A 17,978-nucleotide genomic window follows, 5' to 3' on the forward strand; every position below is an offset into this window, starting at 1 on the left:
TATGGATAGATGTCAAGAAGAGGCTTGTTAGATTTAGGGCTTCCTTCTTTATGAATAGTGGACTATTAATAAGAATAAAATGAGGCATCTTAAAAACTTGCAGTCTGCTTGATAGATTGTGTCTGACTAAAAAAATGAACCCTAAGCTGGTAGTGACACTACCTACCAGCCTGGAGTTCCTCTTTTTAAATTCAATGCTGTTTTTGGGAAGAATGGAGTTCCTCTAGCGCTTCCTTCAGTGAATGATACTTAAACTTAAATCCGTGCTCCAGCGCTTTGTGCGGGAGTACTTTTTGGCCATCCAAGACAAGGGTGCTCATCTCACCGAGCAGTTTTTGAACGAGAATGCCTGGAACGGGAAACCAATGCGGACGGTGGTATGCCTGAGCCACGGTTTTCCCAAACTGGTCGTTCGTCACTGGGTATGGTGATGATGCGTTCACTGCCCCTACGATTTCCTTCGTATGGATGCAGTACGTGATCAGACGGACAATATCTGCAATATGAATCCAGCTCATCCATTGATGACCGCTGCCTATTTTGCCGCCGAATCCGAAGCTATAAGGCATCTTCATGAGTGGGAATGCTCCTTTTTTTCTGTCCAGCACAAGGCTAATACGTAACTTAATTAAACGGGCATCAGAAGGGTAGGCATTAGCGGCTTCCTCCCATTGCTCAACCACCTGAGACAAAAAATCTTCCGAACGACGCGGGCTCGTTTCATCGAATGTTTCGGTCAGGGATGTACCATAGGCGGCAACAGCCGAAGCCTGAATGATAACTTTCGGTTTTTTTTGTAGAGCATTCAATGCTTCAGCCAACCGGGCAACAGATAGCAGTCGAGATTGAAGAATTCTTTGTTTGGACTTATCCGTCCAGCGCTGATTCAGCGTTTCGCCTGCTAAATTAACGACCGCATCTGTGCCTTCCAGTACTTCAGGCTTTTGTTTTAATTCGTTCCAACTCATATATTGCAAGCGGGGGCTTGCTTCGTGCCCTACCAGTGGCTTGCGGGTAACGACTTTCACGGTGTATCCGTCGTCTAGCAGGCTTTTGACCAGTGCACTCCCCACCAATCCAGTTCCTCCACATACGATGATGTTCATGGAGCCAGCTCTCCTTCCGATTCACAAAAAAATACATCTGTTATAGAATATAACCCTTTTCGAGAAAAAAACTTCATATGAATGTACCTTTATACGGTTAAGGATGTCAATCCATGATTTTATTTACCCTCGTTTGACTAACATATATTCTGATGTGTACCTTATCACGTGTTCCCTTAATAGAGTCATTTAAGAAAGCTGACATAAAAGCTATGTTGTTTGATTTCAATAATCACGTTAAAATGATTAAATTAAAATAAGACAAGCATAACAGGATAGGGGATGAATCAGAATCATGCTGAAAATTGGTTCTCATGTGTCCTTCTCGGACAAGGGTCTGCTCAGCGCTACAAAAGAAGCGTCTTCTTACGGGTCCAGCTCCTTTATGATATACACGGGAGCACCGCAAAACACGCGTCGTAAGCCGATGGAGTCCATGTATTTGGAGGAAGGCAAGCAGTTAATGGCTGAGAAGGGAATGGAAGATATCGTGGTGCATGCCCCGTATATCATCAACCTTGGCTCTTACAAAGAAAATACCTATGAGCTTGCAGTCAGCTTTCTTCAGGAGGAAATTCGACGCACACACGCGATTGGTGTGAAAAATATCGTGCTGCATCCAGGCGCTTTTACCGATAAGGATGCAGAATACGGAATCGGGCGTATTGCTGATGGTTTGAACGAGGTACTAAACGGCGTGAAGGAGACAGATGTTAACATTGCGCTTGAAACGATGGCAGGCAAAGGAACGGAAATGGGTCGTAGCTTTGAGGAGATTGCCTCCATTATTGATAAAGTAGAGCATAACGAGCGTCTTACGGTTTGTATGGACACCTGTCACATTCACGATGCGGGTTATGATATCGTAAATGATCTGGACGGTGTATTGGAGCAATTCGACCGTATTGTCGGCTTGAATCGCATTGCAGTTGTTCACATCAATGATAGTAAAAATCCAGTTGGCGCTCATAAAGACCGACATACTCCGATCGGATCAGGCTGGATTGGCTATCAGACTATTCATAATGTGGTGCATCATGAAGCACTTCAAGGACGTCCGTTTATTTTGGAGACGCCATGGATTGGTAAGGAAGCCAAAACTCAGCGTCCGATGTATGAGGTTGAAATTGCCCTGCTTCGCGGAAATGTAAAGGAGCGCTTTGGGGATGAGTTTTTGGGTCAGGTAGAGCAATTGCATTCGTTTTTCAAAAAACAGGATGTGGATGTCCGTAAATTTGTGTTGGACACCTGGGCTCTGCTAAAAAATGATGCCAAAGCAAGAAAAGCCGATCCACGTGAGCCGTTGGAGCGTCTGTATGACATGATAACGGAAGCAGCACTATTTCCAGATTTGAGCGAAGAACACATTAATCAACGGTTGATTGCCTGGTTTGCCGGCAGTCATTTGCCAGTGACGGTATAAGCTAAGGGGGATTAATAGCCACATGGAAATTCACGTAAAACATCAGCCAAATAGCACTCTATCAGCCCATGAAAACCGCGCGCGTATGCTTGTATCTTGTCCAGACGGACCAGGTATTGTAGCGGCCGTGTCCCGTTTTTTGTACGAGCATGGGGCCAATATTGTTCAATCTGATCAATATACAATGGACCCGTCCGGCGGTATGTTTTTTATGCGGATTGAATTTGATCTACCGAATTTGAGTGCAACCCAACCACAGTTGGAGCAGGATTTTGCCGCTGTTGCTGAGCAATTCCGTATGGAGTGGACGATTTCTGCGGTTAGCCGCAAGAAAAAACTGGCTATTTTCGTTTCCAAAGAAGATCACTGTCTGGTAGAACTGCTGTGGCAATGGCAGGCAGGAGATCTGGACGCGGATATTTCATTGGTGGTTAGTAATCATCCGGATATGAAGGAGTATGTAGAATCATTTGGCATCCCGTATCACCATATTCCGGTAACCGCCGATACCAAACCGGAGGCGGAGCGCCGTCAACTAGAGGTCATTGGCGAAGACATTGACGTTATCATTTTAGCCCGTTATATGCAGATTATTTCACCCAAGTTTATTGAGCATTATCGCAACCGAATTATCAATATCCATCATTCCTTTCTGCCGGCATTCGTGGGTGGGAAGCCATATGCCCAAGCCTATAATCGCGGTGTGAAAATTATTGGTGCTACTGCGCATTATGTAACTGAAGAATTGGACGGCGGCCCGATCATTGAGCAGGACGTGCAGCGTGTAAGCCACGGAGATGATGTAAATGAGCTAAAACGGATCGGTCGCACCATAGAGCGGGTCGTTTTGGCAAGAGCCGTGAAGTGGCATGCAGAGGATCGTATTCTGGTTCATGAGAACAAAACGGTCGTTTTTAACTAATCTTAAAATTTCAGAAAAAATTTGTGAGTATATATTTTTTTGTTAAACAAAGCCCATCGCATAACGGGCTTTGTTTTTTTATGTAAGGATTTTGCAAAATCCTCATGTGAGTTTATTTGCCTTATAATCGGTCAGTACATAATATTTTTTGTGATTTTATAATTTTTTAAATGAGGTTAATACATTACGGGTATATTTATATGAGGACTCGGTACTACATTTCCACAATCATCTTTATAAACGATCTGGCAAACTTTCACGGCAGATGGTACAATACTTAAGAATGTATAAGTCATATTGAAACATTCAAGCAGATTCACTCACTTCAATAGACATCGTTTCTATATCGGACGGTGGTGTTGGAGAGTATGACCGAATGCAATTGACATACTTTATACAATATGAGGAGGCAAACCATGACTGACCAGAATCAAGCGATTCAAAAGGATGAAAACTCCACGATCGACAATTTGTCCATCACAACTATTCGTACGTTGGCAATTGACGCCATCGAGAAAGCAAACTCGGGACATCCTGGGATGCCGATGGGCTCCGCGCCAATGGGATACCAACTTTTTGCTAAAACGATGAATCATAATCCCGATCAACCTACATGGGTTAACCGTGACCGTTTTGTATTGTCCGCAGGACACGGTTCCATGTTGCTATACAGCCTTCTGCACCTGAGCGGCTATGATCTTCCTATGGAAGAACTGAAACAATTCCGTCAATGGGGCAGCCTTACACCGGGACACCCTGAGTTTGGGCACACTGCTGGTGTAGATGCTACAACTGGACCTCTGGGACAAGGTCTCGCAATGTCCGTAGGTATGGCAATGGCTGAAGCTCAACTGGGTGCAACATATAATAAAGACGAATTTAAAGTTGTAGATCACTTCACGTATGCAATCTGTGGCGATGGCGATCTGATGGAAGGTATTTCTCACGAGGCTGCTTCGCTGGCTGGTCGCTTACAACTGGGCAAGCTGATTGTATTGTTTGATTCCAATGATATTACACTGGACGGCAAGCTTAACCTGTCCTCTTCCGAGAGTGTTGCCAAACGCTTTGAAGCTTACAACTGGCAAGTACTGCGCGTAGAAGATGGTAACGACCTTCCAGCCATCCAAAAAGCCATTGAAGAAGCGCAAGGCGACTCGACACGCCCTACGCTGATTGAAGTGAAAACAGTCATCGGCTACGGAAGCCCGAACAAACAAGGTAAAGGCGGACACGGTGGTACTCATGGTTCCCCACTGGGATCAGAAGAAGCCAAGCTGACTAAAGATTTCTACAAATGGGTATACGAAGAGGACTTCCACGTACCACAAGAGGTTCGCGAGCAATTTGCTAAAGTAAAAGAGCGCGGTATCGCGGCGAATAAAGCATGGGATGAACAGTTCGCGAAATACAAAGCTGCTCACCCTGATTTGGCAGCTCAGTTCGAAACAGCTGTAAACGGCGATCTTCCAGAAGGATGGGATCGTGATCTTCCGAAATACACGACTGGAGACAAAGCCGTTTCGACTCGTGTAGCATCTGGTAATGCTCTGAACGGTTTGGCTCCAAACGTACCTTTCCTGACAGGCGGATCTGCCGATCTGGAGAGCTCCACGATGACACATTTGAACAACCTGACGAACTTTACGCCAGAAGACTACGCCGGCCGTAACATCTATTTCGGTATCCGCGAATTTGGTATGGCTGCTGCGATGAACGGTATGGCGTTGCACCAAGGTGTAAAAGTATTCGGCGGTACATTCTTCGTATTTACAGACTATCTGCGTCCAGCCGTTCGTCTGGCAGCTCTGATGGGATTGCCTGTAACCTACGTTTTGACTCACGACAGTATTGCTGTGGGTGAAGATGGTCCGACTCATGAGCCGATTGAACAATTGGCTTCCCTGCGTATTATCCCGAACCTGACAGTAATTCGTCCGGCGGACGGTAATGAAACTTCTGCTGCTTGGGCTTACACGCTGGAAAACAAGAAAAATCCGGTTGCTCTGGTATTGACTCGTCAAAACCTGCCAATCCTGGCTGCTAGTGTTGAGCATGCACGCGAAGGTATCAAACGCGGTGCTTATGTGGTTGCAGACGCAACAGATGGCAAACCAGTTGCTCAAATTCTGGCTACAGGCTCCGAAGTACAATTGGCTGTTAAAGCTCAGGAAGCACTGGCAGAACAAGGTATCCAAGTACGTGTTATCAGCTTCCCAAGCTGGGATCTGTTCGAAAAACAAGACAAAGCATATAAAGATTCCGTTCTGCTGCCAGAAGTGAAAGCTCGTTTGGCTGTAGAAATGGCGTATCCACTGGGCTGGGAAAAATATGTTGGCGACCAAGGCGACATTCTTGGTATCAGCACATTCGGCGCATCCGCACCTGGCGACCGCGTGATTAAGGAATACGGCTTTACGGTAGAGAATGTTGTTAGCCGTGTGAAAGCTTTGTTGAAATAAAACACTTAGCATCTAAAACAGACAGTCGTAACCTGAGAAAGGCTTACGGCTGTTTGTTTCATACAGTTGATGCTTTGCAAAAAAATCACTATTGAATTCCAGTGTATAGGATACGGTGATACAGTGTGTATTTTCATACTGAAGCTGGAATCAAATCTATGTTATGATGCACAAATATTCATTCAACCATTGAGAGCAGATGAGGGGATAACGAATGACACAGTTCGATGGAGTAAGCGTAGTTAAAAAAGCAAATGTTTATTACGATGGTCAGGTTACAAGCCGTACAGTCATCCTGGGTGACGGCAGTAAGGTTACACTGGGTATTATGCTGCCAGGAACGTATGAGTTCGGCACGGATTCCCGTGAGATCATGGAGATTTTGGCAGGGGATTTGAGAGTGTTGCTTCCAGATACTGAGGAATGGCTGGAAATACAAGGGACGTCAACCTTTCACGTACCTGCAAAGTCTTCATTTAAGCTGGAAGTACGAAGTGTAACTGATTATTGCTGTTCTTATCCCGAATAATAAGCCAAAACGGGTAAGCACACTCAGCCTTCAAGCCAAGTGTGCTTACCCTAAAGCTATGCCATATGTACACAAGCACAGCCGTATGGTTACAAAGAAAGGTACAGCTTATTCGAGAGGTTGACCACCAATGGTGCGGCCAATCCATGCTTCGTATGTCTTCACGACAGCGGATAGATCCTCGTCGCCGTAGCCTTGCGTTTGCCCGGCTTGAAACAGGCTTTTGGCAATGGATAACATAGGTGCAGGGATGGACAGGCTGTCTGTTAGTGAGGAAGCAAGCTTCAAGTCCTTAAGCATCAAGGCAAGTGAGAACTGGTTGCTAAAATCATGTTCAATGATTTTGCGCCCTTTCAGGTCAGCGGCCTTGCTGCCTGCCGATCCGAGTTGTACCAATTCAAGGAAGCTGTCTGCCGGGATGCCGGATTTAGCCGCGATAGCAAAGCCTTCAGCCAGAGCGAGGTTATGAATACCAACCATCGTATTATGAGCGAGCTTGGCTACGGCTCCGCTGCCATTAGGTCCCATATGAAGTACCTTTTTGCCCAACGTATCAAAAACATCTGATTGTGCCGCAATAGCTTCTGCATTACCGCCAACCATGAACACGAGTGTGCCGTCTACAGCGGCAGGCTTACTGCCTGTTACGGGAGCATCAATGAAGGAGCAGCCCAGCTTGTCCGCTTCGGCGGCCAGTTGTTTGACCAGCTCAGGTGAAATCGTGCTGTTGTCCATTACAGTCATGCCAGCCGTAAGACCGGCAAACACGCCGTCTTCGCCGTAATAGATGTCACGAATGGAATGATCATCGCTGACCATGGTAATGACCAAGTGCTGACCTTCAGCTGCTTCACGAGGAGTTGAAGCTGTACGTGCGCCTTGCTCTGCCAGTGGTTCGCAGCGCGAAGCGGTACGATTATAAACTGTGACTCCGAATCCCTGCTTTAGCAGATTGGATGCCATCGGGGCGCCCATGGTGCCCAGTCCGATAAATCCGATGTTTTTCATTGCTAATCACCTTTCTTGTTGGAAGTTGCCGTCCGATACAGATGCGAGTTCGGCTTGAATTGAATATTGAAACAGGTTGATCTCAGTTAATTGTAGCATGGGCATGCTACCCTATCTACAAGAAGGGCTGTCAAGCACAGGATACACAGGTAACGCAAGCTTGTCAGGCCCAGCAAATTAAAGTATCCTATTCCTAAGTCCTTATGTTCGTATTCATGGTCTTAGTAATACCAAACAGGAGGTTCCAAACATGTCTAAAAAAGTTATTTTTGATTACACTAAAGCACTCTCCTTTGTAGGTCAGCACGAAATTGATTATTTTGCAGAGCCTATCAAGTTGGCTCATGAGCAACTGCACAACCAAACCGGTGTAGGTTCCGATTTCTTGGGTTGGATTGACCTGCCTACTAATTATGATAAAGAAGAGTTTGCACGCATCCAAAAGGCTGCTGCTAAAATTCAAAGCGATTCCGAAGTACTGATCGTAATCGGTATCGGCGGTTCTTACCTTGGAGCACGTGCTGCGATCGAAATGCTGTCGCATTCTTTCTATAATGCGCTGCCTAAAGATCAACGCAAGGGTCCAGCTATCTATTTTGCAGGCAACAACATCAGCTCTACATATGTAAATCATCTGTTGGAACTGATTGAAGGAAAAGACTTCTCTGTGAACGTCATTTCCAAATCAGGTACGACAACAGAGCCAGCTATCGCATTCCGCGTATTCCGTGCAGCTCTGGAGAAAAAATACGGTAAAGAAGAAGCACGCAAGCGTATTTATGCAACGACGGATAAAGAACGTGGTGCTTTGAAAAAACTGGCTAACGAGGAAGGCTACGAATCCTTCATTATTCCTGATGATGTGGGTGGTCGTTACTCCGTGCTGACAGCAGTAGGCTTGTTGCCGATTGCTACTGCAGGCATTAACATCGAGGAAATGATGCAGGGGGCGGCAGACGCTTCCAAAGAGTACAGCAACCCGAATGTAGCTGAGAACGAGGCTTATCAATATGCAGCCGTTCGTAACGCTTTGTATCGCAAAGGTAAAGCAATTGAAATTCTCGTAAACTATGAGCCGTCTCTTCATTTTGTATCCGAGTGGTGGAAACAGTTGTACGGAGAAAGCGAAGGCAAGGATTACAAAGGCATTTATCCTGCTTCTGTTGATTTCTCGACAGACCTGCACTCCATGGGACAATTCATTCAGGAAGGCAGCCGCAACATTTTCGAAACGGTAATCCAAGTAGAAAATGTACCTAGTCACATCACCATCGAAGCAGATGAGGATGATCTGGACGGACTGAATTTCCTGGCAGGCAAAACTGTGGATTTTGTAAACAAAAAAGCATTCCAAGGTACATTGCTGGCTCACACAGACGGACAAGTACCGAACCTGATTGTAAATATTCCTGACTTGAGCCCTTACTCTTTCGGCTATCTTGCTTATTTCTTCGAAAAAGCTTGCGGCATCAGCGGCTACCTGTTGGGCGTAAATCCGTTCGATCAACCGGGCGTAGAAGCTTACAAGAAGAACATGTTCGCGCTGCTCGGCAAACCAGGCTTCGAAAAAGAAAAAGCTGAGCTTGAAGCGAGATTGTCTGAATAAGAGTGCTGTAATCTCTGATACGAAACAGGATTTCGGTCAGAAGTGTTATAGTGTATAGTAAAGTACAGGAAAGCAGTTCACCAGCTGCCAGAAGCGGGGGACTGCTTTCTTGTAAAATGAAGTAAGGAAGGTTATACGTGTATGTTGGAACAATACCGAACCGTACGCGGTGCCGGCAACAAGGAAATTGTGATCCGAAAATCCCGTTTTATCGGCCATATTCAGCCTGTTCAAACTGAGGAAGAAGCAACTGCTTTCATAGAACGCATCAAAAAAGAGCATTGGAACGCTACCCATAATTGTTCTGCTTACATGATTGGGGAAAGAGACGAAATCCAAAAGCAATCGGATGACGGAGAACCGAGTGGTACGGCTGGAAAGCCTATTTTGGAGGTGATCCGCAACCAGAAGATGAAAAATGTCGCTATTGTTGTTACCCGTTACTTTGGTGGGATTTTGCTGGGAGCGGGCGGTCTGATTCGCGCATATTCAGATGGTGCTGTTGCAGCAATCGAGGCAGGGGATGCTATTACGCGTGTGCTGCATCGTGAAGTTTTTGTAGAATTGGATTATACCTGGTTGGGCAAAGTGGAAAATGAATTACGCAATCGCAGCATCCGCACTGGAGAAACAATGTTTACGGATAAAGTTACCTTAACCTGTCTGCCGCTGGCTGGTGATGCGGAATCCTTCAGCAACTGGATAACAGACTTGACGCAGGGGCAATCGCTTGTGTCGGAGGGAGAGCAGCTTTACTTTATTGAAGGGGAATAAATAATATGGCTAGAAGAGCAGTAGAACAGGAGTTGTCAAGAGGGCGGATTCTGGAAGCGGCCAGGCACTTGTTTATTACCAAGGGCTACCGTGCGATTTCAATGCGCAGCATTGGCCAGCATCTGGGTTACAGTCATGGTTCGTTATATTATCATTTTAAAGAGAAGGCTGAACTGTTCTATGCCATTGTGATTGAAGATTTTAATACATTGCGTGGGATTCTACTGCAAGCAGCAACAGGTACGTCTGATGATGGCTTGAGCAGACTGGAGTACTTGATGCTGGAATTTATTCGTTTTGGTTTGGAAAATCCATATCAGTACGAAATTATGTTCATGATGCACGATGAAGAACTATTTGCATACTGTCGCACAGAGCAAAACCGTTGTGTGGAACTATTTGCGTCTATGATCCGTCAAGAATTGAGTGGTCAGGGGCATTCGGAGGAAGATTGCTCAAGGGTACCGAAAAGCCTGTTTTTATCCATGCATGGCTTTGTATCCTTTTATATTCAGGACGGTTTAACATTTGAAGAAATTAGGCCCGCTGCTTTAGCACATGTAAAGCTGCTGTGCAGACACCTATGAGCGTACCTGCATTCACACGCTTCAGCCATGAACATGTAGGGCGCTTTTCTGGGTGTATGCACTTCATGACGGTAACTTATCATTACGGTACTTTGCGAAAGCGACTAAGGATTTAACAGACGATGATGCATCCAGCAGGAAAACATCATGGTCTGTTTTTTTTACCCGGTCCTTCAGCCCTCCATGATCTTTACATGGTATTGGCGTCTGCGTGGTCCGTCGAATTCACAAAAATAAAGTCCCTGCCATCGTCCGAGCAACAGCTTTCCATCATGGATGATGATCGTTTGTGAGGGGCCTGTCGTAATGGATTTTAAGTGGGACGCTGTATTTCCCTCCATATGGCGATATTGGGGATGCTCCCACGGATAAACTTCATCTAGTCTTAACATCACATCATGTTTGACATCTGGGTCTGCATTTTCATTAATGGCGATGCCGGCTGTCGTGTGTGGACAATAAACAAGTGCGGTTCCTTGTTGTACCCCGCTTTTTTCGATCAATGAAGCAACCTCTCGTGTAATATCGCGCATTTCATCTCGCCGTGTAGTGGATAATTCTAAAGTATGCAGCAATGACTCCATCTCCTTTCTTCTTAATACTTTACCCTTTTAATTCCTAAGATAATATATAGAGTTGACGAAAATTACTTTCCTTTGATAAAGTATCACATAAGAAAAAACAAAGTATATGCATTGGAATAATTAAATGTTTGAAATGAGGTACGTGCTTTGCGGTAAGCAAGGCTGCTGCTGTGCCTGAACAGGTCCAGAAGCGGAAAGGAAGTGTACGGATATGCATGTGGAAGTAAGAGGATTAAACAAGCATTTCGGTAATTTTCATGCAGTAAAGGACGTATCTTTTGATATTCAGGCGGGCCATCTTATTGGCTTACTCGGTCCAAGTGGTGGGGGGAAAACTTCCATTCTTCGCATTTTGGCGGGTCTGGAGCAACCGGATGCAGGAGAAATTCATTTTCATGGAAAAAGGGTAAACGAGCTGTCCCCGCAGGAACGTGGAATCGGATTTGTATTTCAAAACTATGCTTTGTTCAAGCACATGAGCGTCTACGACAATATTGCCTTTGGTCTGAAAGTGAAAAAAAGCTCCAAAACCCGCATCAAGGAACGGGTTACAGAGTTGGTCGAACTAACGGGGCTCAAAGGTTTTGAGCATCGTTATCCGCATCAGTTGTCAGGTGGACAGCGACAGCGGGTCGCTTTTGCGCGTGCTTTGGCACCAGAGCCTCAATTGCTGCTGCTGGATGAGCCTTTTGCAGCTATTGATGCCAAGATTCGTCAGGAGCTGCGCACCTGGCTGCGAGAGTTGATTGAGCGGGTGGGCATTACTTCAATTTTTGTCACCCATGATCAGGATGAGGCGATTGAAGTAGCGGATGAAATTATGGTGATAAATCAGGGACGACTGGAGCAGAAGGGAACGCCTTGGGATATTTATAAAAAACCGGGTACCCCGTTTGTGGCTTCCTTTATTGGGGAATCTACAGTGATTGAACAGGCAGGCAGTCTCAGAGGCTTCGAAGAAGCTGCTGGAGTGGGAACACGTGCCTTGATCCGTCCGGAGTATATTGATGTCGGGCCAAGCGAGGAATTTACGCTTCTGTCGGCGACCGAGGAAGGCACAGTGAAGCATTTGCATTTTCGTGGAAGTGAGTGGATGGTTGAAGTACAGGTCGGGGATCATCGTCTCATGACATACCGCTCGCTGGAGAAGTCTACACTGGAACCTGGTCAGCAGGTGCGAGTGTTGGTGCATCGAGCCTATCTTTATAATGACCAGTCCAGCTGGATGGTGGAAAACCGTCTGAAGGAAGATCCAATGCCTATCATCATCTAAAAATAAATACGATTACGCATGAGGGGATGTCTGGCCTGATTTCACGGCTTTGGGCATGCTCCTTTTGGCGTTGGACGCTGGAAGGATTTACACTGATGATTTACGTAGAATCGGTCTGTTCGTTATAATAGTAGTAAAAAGACCCAGATAGATAGGAGTTAAACCATGAATCGGCTTATTTTTCTTGGCACGGGGGATGCAATGGGGGTTCCGCGTGTATATTGTGATTGTCTCGTATGCACAGAAGCTCGCACGACAGGGGCGAATGTAAGATTGAGATCGTCTGTGCTGATCGAAAGCGAGACGGAGGACTTTATGATTGATTGTGGCCCGGACTGGCGCAGACAGCTAGAATTACGTGGTCTGCGTTTTATCCCTACGATCCTTGTGACACATGCACATTTTGACCATATTGGAGGATTACCAGAATGGGCAGATGCCTGTCGCTGGACTGGGAACAGAGGTCGCTTGTACGCGCCACAGGAAGTGATCGACACGATCTTGCGTCAATTTTCCTGGCTCTCTGGAAACTTGGATCTTATTCCAGTAGATCAGGGAGCCCAACTTGGCGGGTGGAATATCCGGGGATGGCGTGTGAATCACGGGAAGAACGGATATGCCTACGCTTATCGTCTGGAAAAGGACGGCTTCTCGTGGGCTTACTGTTCGGATTCGATTGGATTGAATGAGGCGGAAATTCTGCCCTTGCACAATCTGAATTTGCTCGTCCTGGGAACGAGTTTTTATCATGAGGAGGCCGAGTATGCCACCCGTTCCGTATATGACATGCTGGAGGCTCAGGAGCTTATAGGAAGGCTTAAGCCTGAAAGCACGGTATTTACACATATGTCCCATGATGTGGATGTCACACGCAACTATGGGCTTCTGGAAGGGATTAGCTTGGCACACACCGGCATGAGTTTGCCGTTAGAATAAGGGTGTTCTTTACCTTTACATCGTTCGACTGATACGTAGAAGTGTGGAGATTCCTTCTTTGATTTGTAGCTCGTTGGCGTATGAATAAGACAGCCGAATATGCGTTTTACCCTCTGCGCCGATGGGATCAAACACATTGCCGGTGACAAAGGATACGGACTCTTGTATACTTTTGGCAAGTAATTCATTAGGTTTCAACGTTGAAGGCAGCTGGAGCCACAGGTTGAGTCCCCCCGCCGGGCTGGTCCATGTCCAACCGGAATCGCGGAGACTGTCTTCCATCGTTTCCTTACGAATCTGGAGCGCAATGCATAGCTTTTTAATATGCTGCTGCATACGTGGAGATTGAAAGTATTGTAAAAACAGCTTTTGATTCAGCAGTGGCGATCCATTGTCCACCAACGCTTTGATGTTCAACAGGCTGTTCATGAGCTGTGGTCGGCAGGTCACGGCTGCGATTCGTAGACCGGGTGCGACATATTTACTGTAACTTCGAATGTAGACGACGCTTCCCGAAACATCATAGGCGAAAATCGGAGAAGGGGGCTTTTGCCCAAAGCTGATGTCATAGGTGCTGTCATCCTCAACAATGAGGCAGCCATAGCGCTCGGCTAGTTCAGGCAGTCGTTTGCGCTGCTCATCGGGGACCGTAAAGCCCGTCGGGTTGTGGAATGTTGGATTCATATAAAAGAGGCGTGGTTTTTCCGTTTTCATGCACCATTCAATCTGGTCCATATCATAACCTTCTGGTCGAATATCAGTCATAGTCAGACGTGCGCCTAGTCTACGGAATATTTCCATAGCGGGGCCATAGGCAGGGCGTTCGATCAAAACACGGTCTCCTGTACGGAGCAGAGATCGGGCAATTAAATCAATGGCTTGCTGTGCTCCAGAGGTAATCAGCACTTCATCCGGTGATAAAGCAAAATGCTTATCCACGCTAAAATGCTGCGCCATGGCCTCCCGAAGCTCGGCATCACCCTGTACAGCGGAATAGGTGGCCGCTACTTTTGGATGCTTTTCAAATACCTGCATCATCAGTTCTCCCCAAAATCGGTTGGGCAGGAGAGAGGGGTCAATCAGGGCTTTGGAAAACTGGAAATTCGCATTTACCGATTGAACGCGGCTAAGTCCATCCATTCCTCTCCAGGCTGAAATTGACGGATCATCTGCCGCATGGGCAGATTCGGAGTGAATCGTGAGGTCAATGGACGAATGTTCCGAGTAGCCAGCATATTTTGCATGCCCAGTCGCTTGGGAAGCATGAACGTAATATCCTGATTTATCCTTTACATAGACCAGTCCCCGTTGCTTCAACTCCTGATATGCCCGGAAAACAGTTAGCCGATGTACACCCAGCTCCTGAGCCAAGCTTCGTACGGACGGCAGCTTCATGTCTGTTTGCCAATCCCCACGATCAATCCGCACAGTTACATAATGGATAACCTGCTCATACAGCTTTAAGGCATGATCGGCTGGAAAGAGTAATTCGCTGTTGTTCTTACCCATGCTATCCACGCTCCTTTCTGTGTATTGTACTATATAGCACTTCAAAAACGTATACAACTGTTCTGTAGTTATACATCTGTTCTGTTCGTCTCCCTGTATGCTTAAAAGCAACTGAAGGGAGAGGGACGTATCATGATAGGTATCGCGTTTACAGTAATGTGTCTTATTTTTGGCACAACGTTTTTGGCCATAAAGGTGGGAGTGGAAGCCGGACTTCCGCCATTCCTATCGGCAGGTGTACGTTTTTTCGCGGCAGGGGCGATATTGTTCATTGCTATGAAGCTGACCGGAAAAGTACGATGGTCGTTATTATGGCGTAAGGAAATGTTGCTGATTGGAGCAGGAACGACCTTCGGTACATTTTCAGCCTTGTATTGGGCAGAGCAATATGTCAGCTCGGGGATCGGAGCTATTTTGTCAGCTACCGGGCCGATGATGATCGTCATTTTGCAATCTGTACTGCTACGGCAAAAAACGTCACGGATTACGGTCGTTGGCTGCATGATCAGCTTTCTTGGTGTGGTGCTGGTTGTGCTGCCCGGATTGGCGGTTCAGATCAGTGGTCTGTGGCTGGCGGGATGCCTTGTCATTTTGCTGGGGGAGCTGTGTTATTCCGGGGGAGCTCTTTATTCTAAGCGAGTGATGGATGTATTTCGTGAAACGAACCCGATTGCCCTGAATGCGGCGCAAATGATCCATGGGGGATGGATGCTGCTGTTACTGTCTACGATCACGGAATCGTGGAGTTCTGAGGGGTGGCAGTACCTTCCTGCCATGGGGTCTTTACTTTATCTGATCCTGTTTGGTTCGATGATTGCACATACACTGTTCTACTGGCTCATGGAGCGTACAAATCCCCTGTTTCCGACGACGTGGCTGTATATATCACCGCCGATTGCGGTGGGCTTGGGAGCGTTGTTGTATGGAGAGCATGTAAGCTGGTGGATGCTGGCTGGGGTGCTGCTCATTGTGACCGGACTAATCCTTATGAACAATGGAATTATCCGTCTGGTGAACAGGCGCAAGGTACGTTCTGCTGCCTGATATTGTATAGCGGTCAGGTTATTATATGATCTGACAGAAAAGGCCTCCAAACTGTCGTATGTTACTGATCATGCGACAGTTTGGAGGCTTTGTTGTTGTATTACTTCATTTAAGAATTATGGGAGCAGGCACTTTTTGTTTATTCAACATTGAGTACGAATTTGTCGATGGCGTGCTTAACACCGTCTTCGTTATTGCTACGAGTGATGTAATCAGCCAGCTTTTTCAAATCAGGAATGGCATTCTCCATCGCTATGCCGAGACCAGCGCATTCAAGCATTTCATGGTCGTTCCAAGAGTCGCCGATGGCAATCGTTTCCGACAGTTCACAACCAAAATGGTTTGCAAGGAAGGTAAGCGCGTGACCCTTGGTGCCTTCATGATGCATAATTTCCAGAAAATGAGGCTTGGATTTTGTAATATGCACTTCATTGCCAAGCAGTTCGCGAAGTTCAGGAATTAACTCATCCAATACTTCCGGCTCGTCGATGATCAGCAATTTAGGAGCCGGTTGCTCTATAACTTTACTGAACACAGGCTCTACAAAATATTCGGTGTTGTTCAGCTCCGTGTAATCTTTGATTTTCTGATTATCTTCACGTGTGTACAATTTGTCATCTATATACGTTTGCAGATGCAGATTGCGTTCCACGCAGAATTCATACAGACGACGTGCAGCCACGAGTGGAACATAACGCTCATACAGCACGTTTTCGTCCAGTAGGTTTTTAACCAAAGCTCCTTGGTACGTAATGATTGGCACGTTCAAACCAGTTTGGCGAGCAATTTTGTGTGCGGAGGCATAAGCTCGTCCAGTAGCGAGGGTAACCACCACACCTTTAGCTACAGCAGCTTCTAATGCCTGTTGTGTCGCCGGTGTAACTTCTTTCTGGTCGTTAATGAGTGTATCATCAATATCAATGGCAATTAATTTATACATATCGGTATTCTCTCCTTTATCTCTATCATGGGGCAATGTTAAAATTGTATCTTATAATATTCAAAATGACAATATCACAATAAAAAGGGGACGCTCATATAAGAGCCTGTCCCCTTATAACCACTGAAGTATTGGCTTGAAACGATGGGAAAAAGTAACGGTTAGTCTTCCAAAAATACAAGTCCAACAAAATCGTCCAGCTCAATATTACCAAAATAGTGCTTCAAATCGAGAGAGGATAAGGCTTGACGTACCTCACCTTCATCATAGCGCTTGCCGCGCAGGATATTTTCAATATCAGCAACGTCACCCACGCCGAAGAAATCCCCATAGATTTTAATATCACGGATATAGCCTTCCTTAAGATCCATGCGGATATCAATAATGCCGACCGGAAATTTACGTGTGTGCTTGATATTGCTCTCGGGGGATAGACCGTAGTTCCAATCCCACGATTGGTAGCGTTCTTTGGAAATTTCATGGATTTTGGCCCAATCGGTATCGGTGAGCTTATATTGAGGTACCTGATCCAATTCTGCACCGAATATGAAACGCAGCAGTTCCTCGCGAAATTGCTCTATGGTCATCTCACGGTCCATCAGTTCGCTGATGTTAGCCACGCGACTGCGGACGGATTTAGTGCTTTTGGATTTGAATTTTTCGGGATTGGCATGCAACGATGCAGCCACATTGTCCAGATTCAGGTTAAACATCAATGTACCGTGGCTGAACATCCGTCCGCGTGTGGCAAATTGGGCGTTTCCTGAAATTTTACGTTCTCCGACCTGCAGATCGTTGCGGCCTGTCATTTCAGCTTCTACTCCCATTTGGCGCAGAGCATCAATAACGGGTTGCGTAAATTTGAGGAAATTATGAAAGGACTCCCCGTTATCCTTGGTAATAAAGCTGAAATTTAAATTACCGAGGTCATGATATACAGCACCGCCGCCGGACAGGCGACGAACGACTTGAATATTGTTATCTCTGACAAACTCGGCATTGATTTCTTCAATGGTATTTTGATGCTTGCCTATAATAATAGAAGGCTGATTAATATAAAACAGCAGATAGCTGTCATCCAGCGGAAGATGCTTGAGCGCGTACTCCTCAATGGCAAGATTAATGGCTGGATCGTGTATGCCCTGGTTGTCGATGAACAGCATGTCCATTCCTCCGTATATACAAACTGTGTAATTTTATGTGTGCCTCCTTCTATTGTAACCCAAGTGAGCCATGTACACAAAAGCTCATTTGCATTGACGGGACGCAAAAAGC

The 17,978-nt window shown here is 46.1% G+C and carries 16 protein-coding genes; 10 read left to right on the forward strand and 6 right to left on the reverse strand.

The window, feature by feature from the left end:
* Positions 1-191 precede the first annotated feature (191 nt).
* The gene (locus KAI36_RS06770) at positions 192-1,106 is read right to left on the reverse strand and encodes a TIGR01777 family oxidoreductase (RefSeq protein ID WP_220027330.1); all 915 of its coding nucleotides are present in this window, start codon (positions 1,104-1,106) and stop codon (positions 192-194) included.
* Positions 1,107-1,401: 295 nt separating this feature from the next.
* On the opposite strand from KAI36_RS06770, the gene KAI36_RS06775 reads away from it, so the two are divergent.
* The 4 genes from KAI36_RS06775 to ppnP all read left to right on the forward strand — a co-directional run bounded on the left by KAI36_RS06775 (position 1,402) and on the right by ppnP (position 6,442).
* Positions 1,402-2,529, forward strand: coding sequence for a deoxyribonuclease IV (locus KAI36_RS06775; protein WP_025722686.1), 1,128 nt, complete (start codon positions 1,402-1,404; stop codon positions 2,527-2,529).
* Between the two features lie 22 nt (positions 2,530-2,551).
* A complete protein-coding gene (purU, locus tag KAI36_RS06780; RefSeq protein ID WP_023987631.1) occupies positions 2,552-3,451 on the forward strand; it encodes a formyltetrahydrofolate deformylase in 900 nt (299 codons plus the stop codon).
* A gap of 416 nt (positions 3,452-3,867) precedes the next feature.
* On the forward strand, positions 3,868-5,913 hold the full coding sequence (gene tkt / locus KAI36_RS06785) for a transketolase (protein WP_220027331.1): 2,046 nt from the start codon (positions 3,868-3,870) through the stop codon (positions 5,911-5,913).
* Positions 5,914-6,127: 214 nt separating this feature from the next.
* On the forward strand, positions 6,128-6,442 hold the full coding sequence (gene ppnP / locus KAI36_RS06790; RefSeq protein ID WP_220027332.1) for a pyrimidine/purine nucleoside phosphorylase: 315 nt from the start codon (positions 6,128-6,130) through the stop codon (positions 6,440-6,442).
* Between the two features lie 108 nt (positions 6,443-6,550).
* Here the strand turns inward: ppnP and KAI36_RS06795 are convergent, their stop codons facing one another.
* Positions 6,551-7,450, reverse strand: a complete 900-nt coding sequence (locus KAI36_RS06795) for an NAD(P)-dependent oxidoreductase (RefSeq protein WP_023987634.1) — start codon at positions 7,448-7,450, stop codon at positions 6,551-6,553.
* A 250-nt stretch (positions 7,451-7,700) separates the two neighbouring features.
* Here KAI36_RS06795 and KAI36_RS06800 point away from each other — a divergent pair, with 250 nt between their 5' ends.
* The 3 genes from KAI36_RS06800 to KAI36_RS06810 all read left to right on the forward strand — a co-directional run bounded on the left by KAI36_RS06800 (position 7,701) and on the right by KAI36_RS06810 (position 10,417).
* Positions 7,701-9,056, forward strand: a complete 1,356-nt coding sequence (locus KAI36_RS06800) for a glucose-6-phosphate isomerase (protein ID WP_013369975.1) — start codon at positions 7,701-7,703, stop codon at positions 9,054-9,056.
* A gap of 141 nt (positions 9,057-9,197) precedes the next feature.
* The gene (locus tag KAI36_RS06805) at positions 9,198-9,830 is read left to right on the forward strand and encodes a YigZ family protein (RefSeq protein WP_025722682.1); all 633 of its coding nucleotides are present in this window, start codon (positions 9,198-9,200) and stop codon (positions 9,828-9,830) included.
* Between the two features lie 5 nt (positions 9,831-9,835).
* The gene (locus KAI36_RS06810; protein ID WP_023987636.1) at positions 9,836-10,417 is read left to right on the forward strand and encodes a TetR/AcrR family transcriptional regulator; all 582 of its coding nucleotides are present in this window, start codon (positions 9,836-9,838) and stop codon (positions 10,415-10,417) included.
* A gap of 173 nt (positions 10,418-10,590) precedes the next feature.
* On the opposite strand, the gene KAI36_RS06815 is transcribed toward KAI36_RS06810, so the two are convergent.
* Complete coding sequence (locus tag KAI36_RS06815; protein ID WP_023987637.1) at positions 10,591-10,992, reverse strand: secondary thiamine-phosphate synthase enzyme YjbQ; 402 nt, start codon at positions 10,990-10,992, stop codon at positions 10,591-10,593.
* A 220-nt stretch (positions 10,993-11,212) separates the two neighbouring features.
* On the opposite strand from KAI36_RS06815, the gene KAI36_RS06820 reads away from it, so the two are divergent.
* Together KAI36_RS06820 and KAI36_RS06825 are read left to right on the forward strand one after the other, a co-directional pair.
* Positions 11,213-12,274, forward strand: a complete 1,062-nt coding sequence (locus KAI36_RS06820) for a sulfate/molybdate ABC transporter ATP-binding protein (protein ID WP_061829549.1) — start codon at positions 11,213-11,215, stop codon at positions 12,272-12,274.
* Between the two features lie 165 nt (positions 12,275-12,439).
* Positions 12,440-13,210 (forward strand): MBL fold metallo-hydrolase, encoded by a 771-nt coding sequence (locus KAI36_RS06825; protein WP_023987639.1) that lies wholly within the window; start codon positions 12,440-12,442, stop codon positions 13,208-13,210.
* Between the two features lie 15 nt (positions 13,211-13,225).
* Here the strand turns inward: KAI36_RS06825 and KAI36_RS06830 are convergent, their stop codons facing one another.
* Entirely contained in the window at positions 13,226-14,719 is a 1,494-nt protein-coding gene (locus KAI36_RS06830; RefSeq protein WP_220027333.1) for an aminotransferase-like domain-containing protein, read from the reverse strand.
* Positions 14,720-14,851: 132 nt separating this feature from the next.
* On the opposite strand from KAI36_RS06830, the gene KAI36_RS06835 reads away from it, so the two are divergent.
* Positions 14,852-15,763 (forward strand): DMT family transporter, encoded by a 912-nt coding sequence (locus KAI36_RS06835; RefSeq protein WP_220027334.1) that lies wholly within the window; start codon positions 14,852-14,854, stop codon positions 15,761-15,763.
* 139 nt (positions 15,764-15,902) lie between these two features.
* Here KAI36_RS06835 and KAI36_RS06840 read toward each other — a convergent pair whose 3' ends face one another.
* Both KAI36_RS06840 and lplA read right to left on the reverse strand, forming a co-directional pair.
* The gene (locus tag KAI36_RS06840) at positions 15,903-16,703 is read right to left on the reverse strand and encodes a Cof-type HAD-IIB family hydrolase (protein WP_023987642.1); all 801 of its coding nucleotides are present in this window, start codon (positions 16,701-16,703) and stop codon (positions 15,903-15,905) included.
* Positions 16,704-16,864: 161 nt separating this feature from the next.
* A complete protein-coding gene (gene lplA, locus KAI36_RS06845) occupies positions 16,865-17,866 on the reverse strand; it encodes a lipoate--protein ligase (RefSeq protein ID WP_023987643.1) in 1,002 nt (333 codons plus the stop codon).
* Positions 17,867-17,978: the final 112 nt, after the last annotated feature.

Source organism: Paenibacillus sp. S02 (genome assembly GCF_019454065.1).
Classification (GTDB): domain Bacteria; phylum Bacillota; class Bacilli; order Paenibacillales; family Paenibacillaceae; genus Paenibacillus; species Paenibacillus polymyxa_B.

What these genes read in the sequence shown, in the direction of transcription:
- KAI36_RS06770 (WP_220027330.1), bottom strand. Translation starts at nt 1,106, where the DNA reads ATGAACATCATCGTATGTGGAGGAACTGGATTGGTGGGGAGTGCACTG.
- KAI36_RS06775 (WP_025722686.1), top strand. Translation starts at nt 1,402, where the DNA reads ATGCTGAAAATTGGTTCTCATGTGTCCTTCTCGGACAAGGGTCTGCTC.
- purU (WP_023987631.1), top strand. Translation starts at nt 2,552, where the DNA reads ATGGAAATTCACGTAAAACATCAGCCAAATAGCACTCTATCAGCCCAT.
- tkt (WP_220027331.1), top strand. Translation starts at nt 3,868, where the DNA reads ATGACTGACCAGAATCAAGCGATTCAAAAGGATGAAAACTCCACGATC.
- ppnP (WP_220027332.1), top strand. Translation starts at nt 6,128, where the DNA reads ATGACACAGTTCGATGGAGTAAGCGTAGTTAAAAAAGCAAATGTTTAT.
- KAI36_RS06795 (WP_023987634.1), bottom strand. Translation starts at nt 7,450, where the DNA reads ATGAAAAACATCGGATTTATCGGACTGGGCACCATGGGCGCCCCGATG.
- KAI36_RS06800 (WP_013369975.1), top strand. Translation starts at nt 7,701, where the DNA reads ATGTCTAAAAAAGTTATTTTTGATTACACTAAAGCACTCTCCTTTGTA.
- KAI36_RS06805 (WP_025722682.1), top strand. Translation starts at nt 9,198, where the DNA reads ATGTTGGAACAATACCGAACCGTACGCGGTGCCGGCAACAAGGAAATT.
- KAI36_RS06810 (WP_023987636.1), top strand. Translation starts at nt 9,836, where the DNA reads ATGGCTAGAAGAGCAGTAGAACAGGAGTTGTCAAGAGGGCGGATTCTG.
- KAI36_RS06820 (WP_061829549.1), top strand. Translation starts at nt 11,213, where the DNA reads ATGCATGTGGAAGTAAGAGGATTAAACAAGCATTTCGGTAATTTTCAT.
- KAI36_RS06825 (WP_023987639.1), top strand. Translation starts at nt 12,440, where the DNA reads ATGAATCGGCTTATTTTTCTTGGCACGGGGGATGCAATGGGGGTTCCG.
- KAI36_RS06830 (WP_220027333.1), bottom strand. Translation starts at nt 14,719, where the DNA reads ATGGGTAAGAACAACAGCGAATTACTCTTTCCAGCCGATCATGCCTTA.
- KAI36_RS06835 (WP_220027334.1), top strand. Translation starts at nt 14,852, where the DNA reads ATGATAGGTATCGCGTTTACAGTAATGTGTCTTATTTTTGGCACAACG.
- KAI36_RS06840 (WP_023987642.1), bottom strand. Translation starts at nt 16,703, where the DNA reads ATGTATAAATTAATTGCCATTGATATTGATGATACACTCATTAACGAC.
- lplA (WP_023987643.1), bottom strand. Translation starts at nt 17,866, where the DNA reads ATGCTGTTCATCGACAACCAGGGCATACACGATCCAGCCATTAATCTT.